Raw genomic sequence first — 16,081 nt, 5'->3', positions numbered from 1 at the left:
ATGCCCCCTATTGAGAACCTGATTGCGTTCACCATTGCGGCGCTGGTGATCATTTTGATCCCCGGCCCCTCGGTGATGTTCGCGGTCGGGCGCTCTCTTGCCCTGGGCAAGGGCGCCGGTGTTCTCACGGTTGTCGGTAATGCGATTGGCACCTCAGTTTGGTTGATTGCAGTGGTTTTGGGCTTGGGCGCAATTGTGGCCAGTTCAGAGTTTCTGTTCTATGGCATCAAGTACCTAGGGGCGGCTTATCTTGCTTACCTGGGTATTCAAGCTTTCCGTCACCGCAAAGACCACGGTTTCGATATTGATGCCAGTGGCCCCCAGCAATCCAAACTCAAAACACTGCGTGAAGGATTCTTGGTGGGAATAAGTAACCCCAAGACCATGGTGTTCTTTACCGCTGTACTGCCTGGCTTCGTTGACGTGAAGCAGGGCAACGTGATGTTGCAGTTGTTGATTCTCGGATTGATCTTCGAAGTTATTGGGGTGCTCAGTGACTCGATGTATGCAATTGGTGCGGGGTTAGCTCGCGATTGGTTTGCCAAAGACCCCAAGCGTTTGGCGATTGTTCAAGGCACCGGTGGCATCCTGATTATCGGCTTGGCCATCTGGGTGGCCTTCTTCGACTCTCTCTAGTCGAGCAGCAACGCGGGCTCTTCAACCACGCTGGCCACGTCCGCCAAGAAGCGGCTTGCCACATCACCATCAACGACGCGGTGGTCAAAGCTAGCACCCAAGGTGGTGACGAAACGTGGACGAACCTCACCGTCGACAACCCAGGGCTTTTGCTTAATTGTTCCGAGGGCCAAGATGCCCACTTCACCGGGGTTCAAGATGGGTGTTCCGGTGTCCATGCCGAACACACCGATGTTGGTCACGGTGATTGTTCCACCAGCCATGTCAGCTGGCGAGGTCTTTCCGTCACGAGCATCCAGAGTGAGCTTCTCGAGAGCTTGAGCGAGCTCAAGCAGGCTCATCTCTTGAGAGTCTTTGACGTTCGGAACAATGAGACCGCGAGGTGTTGCTGCGGCAACACCTAAGTTCACATAGCGATGAACAATGATCTCTTTGTCCGTCCAGGTGGAGTTCACGGTGGGGTTGCGTCGCACTGCCCAGATGATGGCCTTGGCCAGAATCAGCAGTGGCGACACCTTCACACCAGCAAAGTCAGGAGAGTTCTTGAGTCGCTTGACGAACTCCATGGTGCGGGTCGCATCAACGTCCACGAAAACAGACACGTGTGGGGCTGTGAATGCGCTTTGCACCATCGCCGTCGCGATGGCCTTGCGCACGCCCTTAACGGGGATGCGTTCTTCTCGCTCTTCAGGCCATTCAGGAGTTTGAATGTTGCGGAAAACAGATGCTTGTGAGGCGTGGCGAATCACGTCATCACGAGTGATCTCTCCGGCGATACCGGTTGCCTGAACTTCAGCGAGGTTCACGTCTAAGTCCTTAGCCAGCTTGCGAATAGGGGGCTTGGCAATGACAGGCACTGCTTCTGTCACAGGCAGTGATGCTGGGCGTTTAGCCACGGGAGTAGGAGCAACTGCTTGTGGGGTCGAAGTCACTACGGCAGGTGCTGCAGGCGGGGTGGGAGCTGTAGCGTTACCGCCGCGACGACGACGGGTAGCGGCGTGGCCGCCAACGCCATAGCCAACGAGAACACTTCCTGAGGCTTCGTCTTTAGCGTCCTTGGCGCCATCCATCTCGCTGTCAGCGGTGACGAACACTTCGTTCGCCATGGCTGCCTGAGCGAGGGTAGGAGTGGGGGCGGTCAACATAGAGTCGCCAGCTGAAGAGATAGTGATGATGGCAGTTCCCACCTCGACAGTTTCACCCTCTTGGGCAAGAAGTTCACTGACCTGACCCTCATAGGGGCTGGGCAGCTCAACGAGAGACTTTGCCGTCTCAATCTCAACCAGGATGTCGTTGATGGCGACCGAGTCGCCAGGCTTGACCTTCCAGGAAACAATTTCTGCCTCAGTGAGACCTTCACCAACGTCGGGAAGATAGAACTTAGATACCGTCATCTGGTCACTCCTAGTAACTCAGCACTCGGTCGACTGCGTCAAGGACGCGGTCCGAGTCGGGTAGGTAGATGGCCTCGAGCTTTGCTGGAGGGAAGGGGGTGTCGAATCCTGTCACACGCAACACAGGTGCTTCAAGAGAGTAGAAGGCCTTCTCGGTAATTGTTGCGGCTACCTCCGAAGCCAGGCTCACATTGCCGGGAGCTTCCTGAGCAATCACGCAACGACCGGTCTTGCGAACAGATTCCAAAACGGGCGAGTAATCAATCGGTGAGAGTGAACGCAGGTCAATTACTTCCAAGCTCATGCCTTCTTGGGCAGCGACTTCTGCTGCTTGCAGCAGAACACTGACCATGGCTCCATGACCGACAACAGTCACGTCGGTTCCTTGGCGCACGACTCGTGATGCATGCAGCGGGAAGTTCGATGCGGAGGTGTCGACATCTGCCTTGGGCCAGTAGCGACTCATGGGCTCAAAGAAGATCACTGGATCATTGGACTGGATGGATTCTTGGATCATCCAATAGGCATCGTGAGGATTGCTGGGGCTGACCACGCGCAAACCAGCGGTGTGCAAGAAGTACGCTTCATTGCTTTCTTGGTGGTGCTCCACTGCACCAATGTGACCGCCGTAGGGAATACGAATCACGACCGGGAATTGCATGGCTCCCTCGTGACGGTTGGTGAGTTTCGCAAGCTGGCTGGTGATTTGATCGAATGCGGGGTAGACAAAACCGTTGAACTGAATCTCAACAACGGGGCGGTAGCCACGCATAGCCAAACCAATGGCTGTGCCCACGATTCCGGATTCTGCAAGCGGGGTGTCCAGCACACGGTTGGCGCCGAATTCTTGTTTGAGGCCTTCGGTCACTCGGAAGACACCACCGAGAGTTCCAATGTCCTCACCCATCATGATGACTTTGGGGTCATTGAGCATGGCCTGACGCAGACCCAGGTTGATGGCCTTTCCAAGCGGAAGGTTTTCTATAGCCACTAGTGACCACCTCCCTGCTCGTCGAAGGATGCTTCATAGGCGGCCAGCCACGCGCTCTGCTCTGCAGTGACCGGGTGTGGGTCACTGTAAACATGGTTGAACATGCTGGCAGGCTCCGGGTTAGGAAGCTCAATGGTGCGGCGGCGAATATCGCTGGCAAAGTCTGCCGCCTCGTTGTGCACTTCGTCAAAGAAGGACTGGGGTGCACCAGCGTTGCGCAAGAATGCTTCCATGCGGCTGATGGGATCGCGGGCAATCCAGGAGTCCAGTTCCGCATCAGTGCGGTACTTGGTGGGATCATCGCTGGAGGTGTGTGCGCCGATGCGGTAGGTGTGTGCCTCGATAAGGCTTGGGCCTTTTCCGTTTCGTGCATCATCGAGTTGCTTGGCGGTGACCGCATAGCTAGCAAAGACGTCATTACCGTCCACCTGAACACCGGGAATGCCGAATCCCTCACCGCGCTTGTAGAGCGGAACACGTGCTTGTGTGCTGACGGGGACCGAGATAGCCCAGTGATTATTTTGCACAAAGAACACCTGAGGGGTTTGGTAGCTCGCTGCGAAGACAAGGGCCTCGCTGACATCTCCCTGGCTTGTTGCCCCGTCACCGAAGTAGACAATAACCGCCTGGTCGGTGTCAGGGTTTCCGGTGTTAGTGGCGCCATCGAAGTTGATGCCCATTCCATACCCGGTGGCATGAAGTGCCTGAGACCCAATCACGAGGGTATAGATGTGGAAGTTTTTGTAGGCAGGGTTGGTGGGATCCCATCCGCCGTGGGTTAATCCGCGAAGAACACGGATGATGTCTAAGACATCTATGCCACGAATCATCCCAATGGCATGCTCGCGGTAGGCAGGGAAGATGTGGTCTTGGTCTTTCGTTGCGTGTGCAGAACCAACTTGTGCCCCCTCTTGGCCGTGGCTAGGAACCCAGAGTGCAAGCTGCCCTTGACGTTGTAGGTTGGTTGCTTCGGTGTCGAAGCGACGAATCACAACCATGTCGCGGTAGAACTTGCGGTGATCAGCCTCAGTTAGTCGCTGAAAGTAGGGAAGAAACTCTTCAGCGCTCTCGCTGGGAGCAAAGTTACCTTCGGGCGTGAGGAACTGCACCATGGGATCTAAAGTCTCATCGGCCATGTACCCAATCTATCCCGTCTCAGGGGCTCAAACTGGTAGGTCTTCTACAATCTCTTGCCAAAACCCTAGGAGCTACCCAACTAAATCTGGGAACTGAGAGAATGAGACCATGAAGTCTTTTTCTCTTTCTGTTGTCATCAACGCCATTGCGCTCTGGTTGACCACCGTATTGCTTCCTGAGAACCTCTGGATTATTCCTCGCGATCAGCAAGCTATTGGTCACATTCTCACTTTGGCTTTTGTTGCCATCGTTTTTGGTCTTGTCAACGGAACCGTGGGTCGTGTGCTGCGGTTCTTGGCATTCCCCCTGTTTATCTTGACTTTGGGATTCATGGCTCTTGTTGTCAACGGCCTGATGCTCATGTTTGCTGCGTGGCTAACTCAGGTCTTCGGATTTGGTTACGGTCTTGAAGTGGCGGGCTTCTGGGCAGGCTTCTGGGCAGCTCTGGTGCTCTCGATTATCAGCTGGCTGCTCGGACTGATTTTGCGTCCGGCAGCGAACGCCTAAACATCTTCACTGCACACGGTCACCACGAAATGTGGTGACCGTTGCTGTTCCCTGCATTTGCCTGGATAAGCGTTGGTGTTGTGCATCGAGTTTGGTGTCACTACTGCGATCCATAACCGCACCTGTCTCGATGTAACGAGAAAGGTTGTGAGCAGGTAAAACCTGATCCCTGGGAGCACTCGTACCGGAATACAGAGACCGTTTGACGGTGAGATGTGTGGCCACCGCCACGGGTGCCGCCACACCACTGAGGGATGGAATGACGTCTTCGCTGTGTTCTACAGACACAACATGGATGTCTTCGGGAACCACGATGTGATGAAGCGGAGCTCCCACCGTCACCACATCACTGACCCGATACTCCCCTGACGCTGCGAGCTGCGCTGCAATTAATCCACCTTGAGAGTGGCCGACAAGAATGACATTGTCGCTTGCAGTGATGCCAGCTTCCTTCATGGCCATCACAGCGGCACGATAGCTTCCCGAATCTAGCTCCGCTATCGAATGCATATTGCTCGTCATATCCCACGGTTCATTGCCTGGTTCAACACCGGCATCAATAGTTCCGCCGAGATACACCACATAGCCAGTTTCGTAGTGTTCGATGCGAATTTGTTCTGCACCATCTTCTGCACGAGGTATTCGTGAAATAACGTCGTGATATCCCTGTGGTGCTGACGCAGTGAATTGGGAGATCGCGCTGACCCGAACAGGAGTCTCTTGCAGAGTGCGTGCACCAACCAGACCTAAACCCGCAATTACTCCTGTGGCTACAGCATCTTCTCCGGAGAAGATGCCATCACGAGATGGTTTGGGCAGCCCCACTACTCCTGCCACAAAATCATCAGTTCCCGAAACAAGATGCGCCGTTGCCGTCACGACTAACGGAGAACTCAACACTTGCCCTTGGTCTGGCACTCTCTTCTCGAACTGTGTCAGAAATGCGTCATAGGCACTTCCAGGTGCAATGCGTCGCGCTGCAGAAAGCCCCAACACGACGGCAACGCCGCCAATGATGGCGGGGCCATAGGCTGCGACCAGAGTGGGCATTGCTCTGCCGAGATTCCACATCAAGGTGGAGCTGATTTGTTCCGAGACGCCCCGAAGATATAGCTCACGCTGGGCATACTGCCTCGACCCTTCCGCAGCTTGTATCGCGAGATTTCTCACTCGGCGAGCGCACTGAGTCGAAAGAACAAAACAAAGTCGAAGCGGTGCTGAAGTGTATGAGGAGGGAAAGACTCGGGAAAGGGCATGCTCAAGCTCTGCTGCGCGGGCATGCACTCTGGCGGAGAGGTCATCGAGGACGACAGTGTCTATCCCAGTGCTGGTAGAAGTTCTCAACATCCTGGATGCTCCAGTGCGAGAAGAATTTCCCTCTTGGCCTGAAGTAATTCACAGATAATCTCTTCCACTTGAGCGTCATAGGACACTCTGGCACTTCCCCACCACAGTGGGTCAGGAACTCCATGTCGAAGAGTGTGAATACTGGCATCAATCGTGGCTACGAGGTCATGCCAGATCAGTCGGGTTTGCAATGGCAAGGAGAAGGAGGACAGGTCATCGTGCACGGGCACTACTGTGCTTCAGTCCAGAAATGCCAAGATCAGGCTCCTGTGTTTCTGTGGAAAGGAATGCCCTGCCCTGCCTGTGAAGGGATGCCATAAATGTTTGGGAGAATAGAGGTATGACGCTTCCTCCTCAGGTACTCAGCCCACTCGATGGTCGATACCACGCTGTTGTTTCCCCATTAGGTGAATACCTCTCGGAGGCAGGTCTCAACCGTGCACGTGTGACGGTGGAAGTCGAGTGGTTGATTTACCTCACTAACCACAGCATGTTTGGCACCAGTCCACTCAGCGCAGCAAACATTGCTGCCCTGCGCGCGCTGGTGACCGACTTCGGCCAGCCAGAGATTGATGAGCTTGCTCGCCTCGAAGCTACAACTCGTCACGACGTGAAAGCTGTCGAGTATTTGGTGCGCGCGAAGCTGACTGAGCTCGGTTTAGATCACATTGCAGAGCTGACCCACTTTGCTTGCACGAGCGAAGACATTAACAATCTTTCCTACGCACTCATCGTGCGAGACGCCACGAAGAACATTTGGCTGCCTGCGCTGAGCTCCGTTATTGCGCGCTTGCGTGAACTCTCGGTGGACTACCGCGACGAAGCGATGCTGGCTAAGACTCACGGACAGCCTGCTACTCCCACCACGATGGGTAAAGAGCTTGCAGTTTTTGTTTATCGTCTTGAGCGTATTCAGAAGCAAATAGAACAATCCGAGTACCTGGGGAAGTTCTCTGGAGCAACAGGAACATTCTCTGCACATCTTGCTGCAGACCCCGCTGCTCATTGGCCGCAGATTTCTGAAGAGTTCGTGACCTCTTTGGGTCTGACGTGGAACCCGCTGACCACGCAAATTGAATCTCACGACTGGCAAGCAGAGCTGTACACACGGATCTCTCACGCAAACCGTATTGTTCACAACCTCGCCACAGACATCTGGACCTACATCTCGATGGGCTACTTCCGCCAGATTCCACAGGCTGGCGCAACTGGTTCCTCAACCATGCCTCACAAGATCAACCCGATTCGTTTCGAGAACGCTGAAGCTAACCTCGAGCTCTCCTGCGCAATCTTGGACTCCCTCTCAGCCACCTTGGTGACCAGCCGCCTGCAGCGTGACCTGACCGACTCCACCACGCAGCGCAACGTGGGTGTGGGCTTTGGTCACTCCCTGTTAGCTTTGGACAACATTCGCCGAGGTTTGAGTGAAATCGACCTGGATTCAGAAGCCCTTGCCTATGACTTGGACACCAACTGGGAAATCCTGGGCGAAGCTATCCAGACCGTCATTCGCGCTGAGGTCGCTGCAGGTCGCTCCACCATTTCTGATCCGTATGCCCTGCTCAAGGAACTCACTCGCGGTAAGCGCATTGGTCGTGACGACCTGATTGCTTTTGTTTCCGAGCTCGAGATTGGTGACGAAGCGAAGGCTCGCCTGCTGGAACTCACTCCCGCCGGATACGTTGGCTTGGCCTCCGCACTGGTTGATCGCCTGAACTAATTGCCGGCTTCAGGGCCGATTGAGTTTCCCTCGTGGGCCATAGGTCACGACGGCAATTGGAGACTCGAGCACACACATCTCCTTGCGCCCAAACCAGGAGATCCTATTCCTCGCTACCCATCGATAGAGTGCATCGCGCAAAGGACGGGGAACGATTTTGGCTATCGTCGTTAGCACCTGCCAACGCCGAGGCAACACGTCTGCAAGTGCGAGAACAGCGTTGCTTTCTTGGAGAACCAGGCCATCCCTGATCACGACAACCGAGTCAAAATCTCTAACTTGTGCTTCTCGAAGTAGCTCGGCACCCCAGTCAGATTCGCCGGGAACAATGCTGATGTTACTTGGCGTGAGTTTGTCGGTAGGGATTCGTTTTCCCAACCACTCAATCAGTCCCACACACAGTGCGCAGTCACCATCGATGAGGACAATCATCGCTATCCCTCAAGTGGTTGGCCGAGAGACTCGACCCGTCCCATAAAGCGTTCAACGTCAGGATCAACGATGACATCAGAAGGGCGCAAAGGCCGTGAGAGGTAAAGGCCCTCAAGTGAGGTGATGCGGCTAAGCGCAACATAGGTTTGCCCCGGAGCAAAAGCCCGGGAACCCATATCGATCAGTGCCCGGTCATAGGTTTGACCCTGTGCCTTGTGGATGGTGACCGCCCAGGCGAGCCGCAGTGGGAACTGCGTGAACTCTGCAACCACATCACGGCTGAGCTCATCAGTGCTCTGCTTGTAGGAGTATTTGTATCTCTCCCAGGTCACCGGATGAACCTCGTGTTCCACTCCGGCAACGGAGACAAAAACCGTGTCCGTGATTTTGGTGACGGTGCCGACTGTGCCATTGACCCAGCGACCCTCACTGTCGTTTTGTAAGAACATCACCTGAGCGCCCAGCTTGAGTTCCAAATCCTCATCGGCCGGAAATGCGTTTGCAGCAAAATCACCACTGATATCTGCAGCAGCTACTTTCTTTTTCCCTGGCAACTTGGCTAACTGTTCTGCGTTGATAGCATTCACGCGAGCATTGGTAGTGGCAAGAATAATGATGTCTTCGCCCTCTGGAACAGGCCTGTTTCCTGCGGCATTGAGTGCGGCGCCCAAAGAGGGTGTCACCGTTCCGTGACGAACAGCGTTCAACATTTCTTTGAACGCATCGTCACGCTGACGGTGAATCTCGGTGAGTTCAATAATCCGCAGCGGGGTGTCTTGCCACACTGCCGCGTCAAAGAACCAGTTTGATGCATACCTGGCTTGAAGGTATTCCTTCTCTTCGGGGGTGCGCGGTGGAACGGGAGAAAGTTGATAGGGGTCACCAAACATGATGACCTGCACGCCACCGAAGCTTTCCTTCTTACGATGGCGCGCTTCGCGCAGGGCGCGATCTATTGCATCCATGATGTCTGCGTTGACCATCGACACTTCATCGATCACCAGTGTGTCGATGGCGTTCAAAATCTTGCGTTGGTCCGGACCATGGTTCAGATCCAAAGAACCAATCAATCCTGTGGGCAGGCGAAAAAGGGAATGAATTGTTTGGCCGCCGACATTCAGAGCGGCCACCCCTGTGGGGGCACACACCGCAATAGTTTTCTCTGTTGTGTATGCCAAATGATTCAGCAAAGTGGACTTGCCTGTTCCTGCACGCCCCGTGATGAACACATGCTCTCGAGTTTCCTCGATGAGCTTAAACACCTCCTGCTGTTGCGGTGATAAGGAGACGGTGTTCACTCCCCAAGTTTACTCGCCGCTGCCTCGGCGAGAGGTGGCCCCCAGCCGTGGTTTGTAGGATGAAGAAGTGAAATTGAGCAAACGCCAAGGCGTGATTTTAGGTGGCGCCACTGCCCTCTTGCTCATCCTCACATTCTTGATAGGTGTGGGAATTAACAACGCACTCTTTAGCGCTTCGGGTTTTGTGAACCAATACCTCTCCGCCCTTGCACGTCATGATGCTGCCTCGGCGCTTTCCATGCCCGGTGTTGCAGATTCTCTTCCCGAAGACGTCGATAAGACCTTGTTGCGCGGCTCAGCCCTAGGCCACCTCAGTGACATCACCATCACTGAGGTGAAGGGCAATGACGAGAAGACCACTGTCAGCGCGAGCTACACTCTCGGGGGCCAAAAAGCTTCCGCAACTTTCGTGCTCACTAAGTTGGGGAACACCTTCGGTGTGTTCGAGTCGTGGGCTTTTGCTGAGCCTCCACTGGCGAGAGCCAAAGTCTCTGTTTGGCATGATGCTGCCTTTAGTGTGGGGGATTCGGGACAGATTGATCTGCGTTCGACACCTTCTGGCAAGGACGCAACGGTATGGGGTGGAACAGGAACCTTTGTCCTGTTTGCTCCCGGGAACTACGTCTTTGACCACACTTCGACCTGGTTGACTGCCAAAAAAGTTGTGGTTGATGTGGCTAGCCCGGGAGATACTGCAGAAGTTGTTGTCGATGTTCAGGCAAACACAGCTTTCAAGAAGCGCGTTCAAAAGGAAGTCAACGACTATCTCGATGAGTGCGTCAAGCAGCGAGTGCTGCAACCCACCGGTTGTCCTTTTGGATATCAAACAGGTAATCGCATTGTGGGCAAGCCAACCTGGGAGGTTGTGGAATATCCCGACATTGATGTCCAGCCTGGTGAAACGACCTGGCAAGTTAGCAATGCCGTGGGAAAGATGCGCATCACTGGTGAAGTGCAGTCCCTGTATGACGGATCCATAACCCCGCTAGATCAAACTGTGGATGCGGTCATCAACATCAGCATCACTATTCGAAGCGATGGCAATCTTGCCATCGTGTTAACCTAGATCTGCTGTGCATCCCGCTGTGCTTGGCGGGCGAGCATCTCGTTGTAGGCCTTGAGCTCTGCATCGTCGGTGCGATCTGCTTGCCGGTCTTTACGTTTAGCTTCTTTGGCATCCGAGCGGAACCACTGGTAACCGAGGATGAGCGAAAGAATCATGTTGGGGATTTCACCGACGCTCCAGGCAATAGCGCCACCAGCTTGCTGGTCTTCGAGCGGTGTTGAGCCCCAAGTTCGACCCATGGCGCCATACCAGTCAGCCAACATCAAACTCTCGCTCGACATGACGCCCAAACCAAAGAAAGCATGCACGGTCATCGCGGCAAGAAGTTGAATCAGTCGGAATGGATAAGGCAACCGCGATTTGACGGGGTCAATACCAATCAGGGACTGAACAAACAAATATCCAGCGAGTAAGAAGTGAACAATCATCCACTCGTGGCCGATATGGTCACTGGTGGCCCAACGGAAGATTGGGGTGTAGTAGAACAACCACAACGAGCCGACAAAGTTCACAGTGGCAAAAATTGGATTCGAAATGACGTTGGCATAACCAGAGTGCACAGCTTTGAGAATCCATTCACGGCCACCCCTGGAATCGTCTTGCCGCTTGTCAATAGCACGCATGGCCAGTGTGACCGGAGCACCTGGAACTAGCAAGATGGGAACCATCATTCCCAATGCCATGTGTGCACCCATGTGGGCAGAGAAGAGGTACATCTCGTAGGCGTTGATACCACCACTGGTGATGTAGAACAGCAGGAGCAAACCTGATACCCACAACACAGCCCTGTACCAGGGCCACTTGTCTCCACGCTTGTGCAGGCGGTAGACCCCAACCAGATAGAAGAAGATACCGAATCCACACACCAACATCCAGATGAGGTCTATGCGCCATTCAGTAAAAAGCCGCATGAAGGTGAACTCGGGTGGCAGAGGCTCTCCCGTCAGAATCTCTGCGGGTGTGGGGTTGGGGTTCAATACCTGATCAACAGGTGTTGGGGTTCGTGCCAATCCGGCCGCTATTCCGGAGGCAATACCCATCACAACGAGTTCGATGGCGATAAACCACCAAAACATTTTTTGTACAGCGGCACCGGTCATGCGTTTGACCAAGAAACCGCGTTGCCAGAAACCGAACACTCCCAAGGCAGTCATGGCGGCAACCTTGGCCAGCACAAGCTGTCCATAGGCGGTTCCAAAAAGGTTCTCGAGTGTTCCCACGCGCAACATTGCGTTGGCCACACCAGAGACGGCTACAACAATAAAGGCGATGATGGCCAGCGTGGAGAAGCGTGAAACGATGATCTGGAGTCGATCAGGCTCAATGATTCCTCGCAGCAATACGAGTGTGACCACACCGCCGAGCCAGACCGAGACAAAGACGAGGTGGAGACCCATAGAGGTAATGGCCATCGCGTGGCCTGAGACACCAGCTGCGTGACCTTGCAGCGCCATGGGAACCAAGGTTCCCACCGCTGCCAGACCGACAAAGAACAGAGCGGTCTGGTTTGTCACCGCAATACACAGCACGGCCACGAACGCAGCCACGATTGTCGTGATTAACCAGGCTTGGCCCAAGGCAATTTCGGTGAGGAAGAACCCGAGTTGATTTCCGAACTTGTCATCGAGTGAGAAGGGCATAGCGCTGACGTTGAGGAACGTCAGGAATGATGTCGCAGCTGAAGCCAGCGTCAAAACCAGTGCTGCAGCAGCAGCGATATCGATACTGCGAAAGTAGGCCTTCTCCCGCGAGGCGAAAGCCCACAGTGCGAGGGCAAGCGAACCGATGAGCGTAGCAGCTGAAAGATTGACCACCAGTTTGGCAATCGGCAACCCGATTCGAACAACATCACCAGGGTCACCCAAAGCCTGTGTACGCGAACCTCCGCCAATAGCTAAAGCAATCAAGAGTGCAACGAAGGCAACCAGCAACGCGAGTGCTGGTGCAGCAATCTTGAACAATCTAGACACAAGTCAAGCCTAGAGATTTTTACTGAAGGTTAAATGCAGAGTGGGTGTGGACCGAAGGCCCACACCCACCTAAGCGAGTGAAACTCGTGACTACTTGACAGCAGCCTTGAGCTTGCTACCAGCCGAGACCTTGACAGACTTGGAAGCTGCGATCTGGATGGTTGCGCCGGTCTGAGGGTTACGACCGGTGCGAGCTGCACGGTTGGTGCGCTCGAAGGAGATGAAGCCAGGGATGGTTACCTTTCCACCCTTAGCAACTTCAGCAGCAACAACTGCGAAGAGAGCGTCGATAACGCCGTTGACGTTTGCCTGTGAAAGGTTGGTGTGAGCGGCAACTGCTGCGACAACCTCAGACTTGTTGAGAGCCATTTGTGTCCTCCTGGACTTTGAGCTACCGAAGTAGCGCTTTGTTTGGAACGGTTGAGCCACAAGGGCCGTCTCGTTTGGTCTGTCTGACCATTCGAAAAAGTATCAGCACTTCCGCGTGTTTACGCGGAATTCGCACCGGCGTGGCACGAGAACACCTGAAGTGATGGTTGAAGGTTTAAATCGGGCTTAAACAGTGCTGGCCTCGAACTTTACGTCGTTCGAGGCCAGCAGAGTTAATGCGTGTGGATTACCAGCTTGACTTGGTGATACCGGGCAATTCGCCACGGTGAGCCATTTCGCGGAAACGCACACGAGAGATACCGAACTTGGTGAGAACACCACGGGGACGGCCATCGATAGCGTCGCGGCTACGCAGACGAACTGGAGAAGCGTTGCGAGGAAGCTTCTGCAGGCCGAGACGAGCTGCTTCACGGGACTCAGGGGTACCGTTGGGGTCAACCAGAGCCTTCTTGAGTTCGAGACGCTTTGCAGCGTAACGCTCTACTACTACCTTGCGCTGCTCGTTACGAGCAATCTTGCTTTTCTTAGCCATTTAGCGCTCCTCACGGAATTCAACGTGCTGACGCACTACGGGGTCGTACTTCTTGAGTACAAGACGGTCGGGGGTGTTGCGGCGGTTCTTGCGGGTTACGTAGGTGTAACCAGTTCCCGCGGTCGAGCGCAGCTTGATGATGGGACGTACGTCCTGTTGCTTAGCCATTAGATCTTCTCCCCACGAGCGAGAAGGTCCTTGACCACGGACTCGATGCCACGTGCGTCAATAACCTTGATTCCCTTAGCCGACAGAGTCAGCGTGACATTGCGACGAAGAGAGGGTACGTAATACGTCTTCTTCTGAATGTTGGGATCGAAACGACGCTTGGTGCGTCGGTGCGAGTGTGAAATGTTGTGCCCAAAGCCGGGTACGGCTCCGGTCACCTGACAGGTCGCAGCCATGTCTATCCTCCTAATACCGCAAGACGAGATTGTCTTGCCCAAGATTCCTTGTCTGCACACGAACACCCCCGACTCACGAAGGGAGAGAGAACGTGCACTGCATACGCGAGGAATTCCGCGCAGCCAAGGATCAAGTCTACGTTGAGGCTGGTTGTTTATGCAAACTCACTGAGCTCAACTTCCGCGAGACTAAGCCGAAGTTGGTCACACCGGATGCTCTAGGAACACTTTTGGCAAAGTCCAAAAACATCCACAACGTGACGAGGTTGAGTAAATCCGTGCTCTGTGGCAACTTGGGCAGCCCAGGATTCCACGGCTTCAGCTTCGATTTCTTCGGTGTGACCGCACTGGCGGCAAATCAGATGGTGGTGATGTCCATCACTGGAGCATGCACGATAGAGGTTCTCTCCATCGGGAGACTGGAGGGCATCTGCCTCGTCTGTCGAGACAAGATCTGTCAGAGCGCGATAGACCGTGGCCAAACCAATGGGCGAGCCCTCTGACTTGAGCTCTGTGTAAAGTCTCTGAGCACTGATGAAATCTCCGCGCTCATTCAGTGCGGTTCTCACTGCTTCCCGTTGCCAGGTATTGCGCTTCATGTGGTTACTCCCAAAACTGCAGGGCGGCGCATGGTGAATGTTCCCCATGCGATGAAGAATATGGCGGCCGACACCAGAGCAATGCTTGCACCTGCACTGACTCCAACCCATCGTGAAATAAGCAGGCCACTGACTCCGGCACACACACCGAGTGTGGGCGAAAGCCACAACATCACCACAATTTTGTCGGTGAAATATCGCGCGGCTGCAGCCGGCGCAGCAATCAGGGCAATAGCCAAGATTGCTCCAGCGGCGGGAATTGCAGCAACGACCGTAACTGTGGTGATGAGGAGTAAGGCAGCATCCATCAACCATGGCTTTGCTCCTGTTGCGGCATAGCTTTCAGAATCAAAGAGGAAGAAAAGAATCTGTTTCCCCCAAATCAACAACGCAGCAATCACTGCCACAAGTGCTGCTGCCGCAACGATTCCATCAAGCCATGTTGCAGAAAGGATCGAACCGAAAAGGAAGGAATCAATCTGGATGGGGATGCTGGGATTCAGCGCTTGAAGGAGAACTCCCGCAGCAAAGCCGGCAGTTAGCATCACGCCAGATGCTGCCTGAGTTCCTTGCCCGCGAATGCGACTGAGAAATGTCAAGATCACAGCCAGAGTGATGCAGGCAATCAGTGCACCCACCTGCAAGCTTGCTCCCAGAATGGTGGCGATGACGGCACCGGGGAATGTTGCGTGAGTGAGTGCTTGAGCAAAGAGCACACGCTTGCGCAACACAACCAAGACTCCAGCAAGTCCTGCAAGTGCACCAATGAGGACAATGACGACAAGGGCACGCTCGAAGTAACTCATGCGTTGACACCCCTTCGCAGTACTCGAGCAACCAAGGCGATGGCATACAGCGCAACAAAGCTCAGTGCAACGGTTGCTCCAGCGGGAACATCAACGCCACCAACGACTGAAATATTGAATCCGATGGAAAGACCTAACCAGGAGGCAAGCAAAGCTGAACCGATGGCGGCAGCGAAGATGCCGCCGAGTCTGCTCGAGACCAATCGTGACAGTGCCCCGGGAACAATTAACACAGCAAGGACGAGAAGGTTCCCCACAGCATTGGACGCCGCAACTATCACTAGCGCAATGGCAACATTCAGTACCAGCTCAGTGCTGACCCGGCGATAGCCGGCAGCAGCACTGCCCTCAGGATCAAAGGCACGAAACACCTGCCTACGAAAAGTGAGAACTACAAGTAGCAATGCAACCGCTGCGACAGCAGCGGTCGTGACTGCTTCTGTATCGGTGACGGTGAGCAGATGGCCAAAGAGCAACTGTTCTAACCCGCCTGCACGACCAGGAGATGCGGAGACAATAATGACTCCCAGGCTAAACATGGCGGTGAGCACGATGGCAGTGGTGGCATCTGAAGTCACTCGATTGTTGCTCATCAGGGTGAGCACAATCGTTGCGGCAGCTGCTGCAACGAGTGCCCCGATGATGACTCCACCTTGACCGGCGAAGACGAAGCCGGCGGCTAGGCCAGGAAACACAGCATGTGTCAGTCCGTCACTGAGGAATTCCAGTCCGCGCAAGTTGATAAAGACACCAATGACGCCTGCGGCAATACTCAACACCATGAGCACCAACAAAGCCCTGCCCATAAAGGGCAGGGTGAATGCGGTGGTGAAGGAGTCGAGGAGGTTCACT

At 54.4% G+C, this 16,081-nt stretch carries 19 protein-coding genes; 4 read left to right on the top strand and 15 right to left on the bottom strand.

Annotated features, from left to right (window positions below; all coding sequences use genetic code 11):
• A complete protein-coding gene (locus AURUGA1_RS00305; protein ID WP_114128382.1) occupies positions 1 to 636 on the top strand; it encodes a LysE family translocator in 636 nt (211 codons plus the stop codon).
• On the opposite strand, the gene AURUGA1_RS00300 is transcribed toward AURUGA1_RS00305, so the two are convergent.
• From AURUGA1_RS00300 to AURUGA1_RS00290, 3 genes are read right to left on the bottom strand one after another with little or no spacing between them, the layout of a single operon-like run.
• On the bottom strand, positions 633 to 2,030 hold the full coding sequence (locus tag AURUGA1_RS00300) for a dihydrolipoamide acetyltransferase family protein (RefSeq protein WP_114128381.1): 1,398 nt from the start codon (positions 2,028 to 2,030) through the stop codon (positions 633 to 635). The two genes, AURUGA1_RS00305 and AURUGA1_RS00300, sit on opposite strands and share 4 nt — an antisense overlap.
• Positions 2,031 to 2,040: 10 nt before the next feature.
• Positions 2,041 to 3,021, bottom strand: a complete 981-nt coding sequence (locus AURUGA1_RS00295; protein ID WP_114128380.1) for an alpha-ketoacid dehydrogenase subunit beta — start codon at positions 3,019 to 3,021, stop codon at positions 2,041 to 2,043.
• Positions 3,021 to 4,157 (bottom strand): thiamine pyrophosphate-dependent dehydrogenase E1 component subunit alpha, encoded by a 1,137-nt coding sequence (locus AURUGA1_RS00290; RefSeq protein ID WP_114128379.1) that lies wholly within the window; start codon positions 4,155 to 4,157, stop codon positions 3,021 to 3,023. Before AURUGA1_RS00290 ends, AURUGA1_RS00295 begins: the two co-directional genes overlap by 1 nt.
• Before the next feature lie 109 nt (positions 4,158 to 4,266).
• Between AURUGA1_RS00290 and AURUGA1_RS00285 the strand changes: the two genes are divergently transcribed.
• On the top strand, positions 4,267 to 4,665 hold the full coding sequence (locus tag AURUGA1_RS00285; protein WP_114128378.1) for a phage holin family protein: 399 nt from the start codon (positions 4,267 to 4,269) through the stop codon (positions 4,663 to 4,665).
• 6 nt (positions 4,666 to 4,671) lie between these two features.
• Here the strand turns inward: AURUGA1_RS00285 and AURUGA1_RS00280 are convergent, their stop codons facing one another.
• Both AURUGA1_RS00280 and AURUGA1_RS00275 read right to left on the bottom strand, forming a co-directional pair.
• Entirely contained in the window at positions 4,672 to 5,715 is a 1,044-nt protein-coding gene (locus AURUGA1_RS00280; protein ID WP_162784011.1) for an alpha/beta hydrolase, read from the bottom strand.
• A 290-nt stretch (positions 5,716 to 6,005) separates the two neighbouring features.
• Positions 6,006 to 6,236 (bottom strand): hypothetical protein, encoded by a 231-nt coding sequence (locus AURUGA1_RS00275; protein ID WP_162784010.1) that lies wholly within the window; start codon positions 6,234 to 6,236, stop codon positions 6,006 to 6,008.
• Positions 6,237 to 6,352: 116 nt separating this feature from the next.
• On the opposite strand from AURUGA1_RS00275, the gene purB reads away from it, so the two are divergent.
• Positions 6,353 to 7,732, top strand: a complete 1,380-nt coding sequence (gene purB / locus AURUGA1_RS00270; protein WP_114128375.1) for an adenylosuccinate lyase — start codon at positions 6,353 to 6,355, stop codon at positions 7,730 to 7,732.
• Positions 7,733 to 7,741: 9 nt separating this feature from the next.
• Here the strand turns inward: purB and AURUGA1_RS00265 are convergent, their stop codons facing one another.
• Both AURUGA1_RS00265 and AURUGA1_RS00260 read right to left on the bottom strand, forming a co-directional pair.
• Positions 7,742 to 8,164 carry a thiol-disulfide oxidoreductase DCC family protein gene (locus AURUGA1_RS00265; protein ID WP_114128374.1) on the bottom strand — a complete coding sequence of 141 codons (423 nt, stop codon included), beginning with the start codon at positions 8,162 to 8,164 and terminating at the stop codon, positions 7,742 to 7,744.
• A gap of 2 nt (positions 8,165 to 8,166) precedes the next feature.
• Entirely contained in the window at positions 8,167 to 9,462 is a 1,296-nt protein-coding gene (locus AURUGA1_RS00260; RefSeq protein WP_114128373.1) for an ATP-dependent RecD-like DNA helicase, read from the bottom strand.
• A gap of 73 nt (positions 9,463 to 9,535) precedes the next feature.
• On the opposite strand from AURUGA1_RS00260, the gene AURUGA1_RS00255 reads away from it, so the two are divergent.
• A complete protein-coding gene (locus tag AURUGA1_RS00255; RefSeq protein WP_162784009.1) occupies positions 9,536 to 10,528 on the top strand; it encodes a hypothetical protein in 993 nt (330 codons plus the stop codon).
• On the opposite strand, the gene AURUGA1_RS00250 is transcribed toward AURUGA1_RS00255, so the two are convergent.
• The 8 genes from AURUGA1_RS00250 to AURUGA1_RS00215 all read right to left on the bottom strand — a co-directional run bounded on the left by AURUGA1_RS00250 (position 10,525) and on the right by AURUGA1_RS00215 (position 16,080).
• Positions 10,525 to 12,498, bottom strand: a complete 1,974-nt coding sequence (locus tag AURUGA1_RS00250) for a cytochrome c oxidase assembly protein (RefSeq protein WP_205214647.1) — start codon at positions 12,496 to 12,498, stop codon at positions 10,525 to 10,527. The genes AURUGA1_RS00255 and AURUGA1_RS00250 overlap by 4 nt on opposite strands.
• Before the next feature lie 90 nt (positions 12,499 to 12,588).
• Positions 12,589 to 12,867, bottom strand: a complete 279-nt coding sequence (locus AURUGA1_RS00245; RefSeq protein WP_114128371.1) for an HU family DNA-binding protein — start codon at positions 12,865 to 12,867, stop codon at positions 12,589 to 12,591.
• Between the two features lie 247 nt (positions 12,868 to 13,114).
• A complete protein-coding gene (rpsN, locus tag AURUGA1_RS00240; protein WP_114128370.1) occupies positions 13,115 to 13,420 on the bottom strand; it encodes a 30S ribosomal protein S14 in 306 nt (101 codons plus the stop codon).
• Positions 13,421 to 13,588, bottom strand: coding sequence for a 50S ribosomal protein L33 (gene rpmG, locus AURUGA1_RS00235; protein WP_114128369.1), 168 nt, complete (start codon positions 13,586 to 13,588; stop codon positions 13,421 to 13,423).
• Complete coding sequence (rpmB, locus tag AURUGA1_RS00230; RefSeq protein ID WP_096382802.1) at positions 13,588 to 13,824, bottom strand: 50S ribosomal protein L28; 237 nt, start codon at positions 13,822 to 13,824, stop codon at positions 13,588 to 13,590. The genes rpmG and rpmB overlap by 1 nt, the downstream gene beginning before the upstream one ends.
• 218 nt (positions 13,825 to 14,042) lie before the next feature.
• Positions 14,043 to 14,423 carry a Fur family transcriptional regulator gene (locus AURUGA1_RS00225; RefSeq protein WP_114128368.1) on the bottom strand — a complete coding sequence of 127 codons (381 nt, stop codon included), beginning with the start codon at positions 14,421 to 14,423 and terminating at the stop codon, positions 14,043 to 14,045.
• Positions 14,420 to 15,229: a metal ABC transporter permease gene (locus AURUGA1_RS00220; protein ID WP_114128367.1), complete on the bottom strand. Its 810-nt coding sequence runs from the start codon at positions 15,227 to 15,229 to the stop codon at positions 14,420 to 14,422. Before AURUGA1_RS00220 ends, AURUGA1_RS00225 begins: the two co-directional genes overlap by 4 nt.
• The gene (locus tag AURUGA1_RS00215; protein ID WP_114128366.1) at positions 15,226 to 16,080 is read right to left on the bottom strand and encodes a metal ABC transporter permease; all 855 of its coding nucleotides are present in this window, start codon (positions 16,078 to 16,080) and stop codon (positions 15,226 to 15,228) included. The genes AURUGA1_RS00220 and AURUGA1_RS00215 overlap by 4 nt, the downstream gene beginning before the upstream one ends.
• Between the last annotated feature and the right edge of the window lies 1 nt (position 16,081).

Source organism: Aurantimicrobium sp. MWH-Uga1 (genome assembly GCF_003325955.1).
Classification (GTDB): Bacteria; Actinomycetota; Actinomycetes; order Actinomycetales; family Microbacteriaceae; genus Aurantimicrobium.
The sequence above is the reverse complement of the archived record's forward strand: the minus strand, read 5'-3'. Positions and strand labels throughout refer to the sequence as shown.

What these genes read in the sequence shown, in the direction of transcription:
- rpsN (WP_114128370.1), bottom strand. Translation starts at nt 13,420, where the DNA reads ATGGCTAAGAAAAGCAAGATTGCTCGTAACGAGCAGCGCAAGGTAGTA.
- AURUGA1_RS00220 (WP_114128367.1), bottom strand. Translation starts at nt 15,229, where the DNA reads ATGAGTTACTTCGAGCGTGCCCTTGTCGTCATTGTCCTCATTGGTGCA.
- AURUGA1_RS00225 (WP_114128368.1), bottom strand. Translation starts at nt 14,423, where the DNA reads ATGAAGCGCAATACCTGGCAACGGGAAGCAGTGAGAACCGCACTGAAT.
- rpmB (WP_096382802.1), bottom strand. Translation starts at nt 13,824, where the DNA reads ATGGCTGCGACCTGTCAGGTGACCGGAGCCGTACCCGGCTTTGGGCAC.
- AURUGA1_RS00265 (WP_114128374.1), bottom strand. Translation starts at nt 8,164, where the DNA reads ATGATTGTCCTCATCGATGGTGACTGCGCACTGTGTGTGGGACTGATT.
- rpmG (WP_114128369.1), bottom strand. Translation starts at nt 13,588, where the DNA reads ATGGCTAAGCAACAGGACGTACGTCCCATCATCAAGCTGCGCTCGACC.
- AURUGA1_RS00290 (WP_114128379.1), bottom strand. Translation starts at nt 4,157, where the DNA reads ATGGCCGATGAGACTTTAGATCCCATGGTGCAGTTCCTCACGCCCGAA.
- purB (WP_114128375.1), top strand. Translation starts at nt 6,353, where the DNA reads ATGACGCTTCCTCCTCAGGTACTCAGCCCACTCGATGGTCGATACCAC.
- AURUGA1_RS00245 (WP_114128371.1), bottom strand. Translation starts at nt 12,867, where the DNA reads ATGGCTCTCAACAAGTCTGAGGTTGTCGCAGCAGTTGCCGCTCACACC.
- AURUGA1_RS00280 (WP_162784011.1), bottom strand. Translation starts at nt 5,715, where the DNA reads ATGCCCACTCTGGTCGCAGCCTATGGCCCCGCCATCATTGGCGGCGTT.
- AURUGA1_RS00300 (WP_114128381.1), bottom strand. Translation starts at nt 2,030, where the DNA reads ATGACGGTATCTAAGTTCTATCTTCCCGACGTTGGTGAAGGTCTCACT.
- AURUGA1_RS00285 (WP_114128378.1), top strand. Translation starts at nt 4,267, where the DNA reads ATGAAGTCTTTTTCTCTTTCTGTTGTCATCAACGCCATTGCGCTCTGG.
- AURUGA1_RS00305 (WP_114128382.1), top strand. Translation starts at nt 1, where the DNA reads ATGCCCCCTATTGAGAACCTGATTGCGTTCACCATTGCGGCGCTGGTG.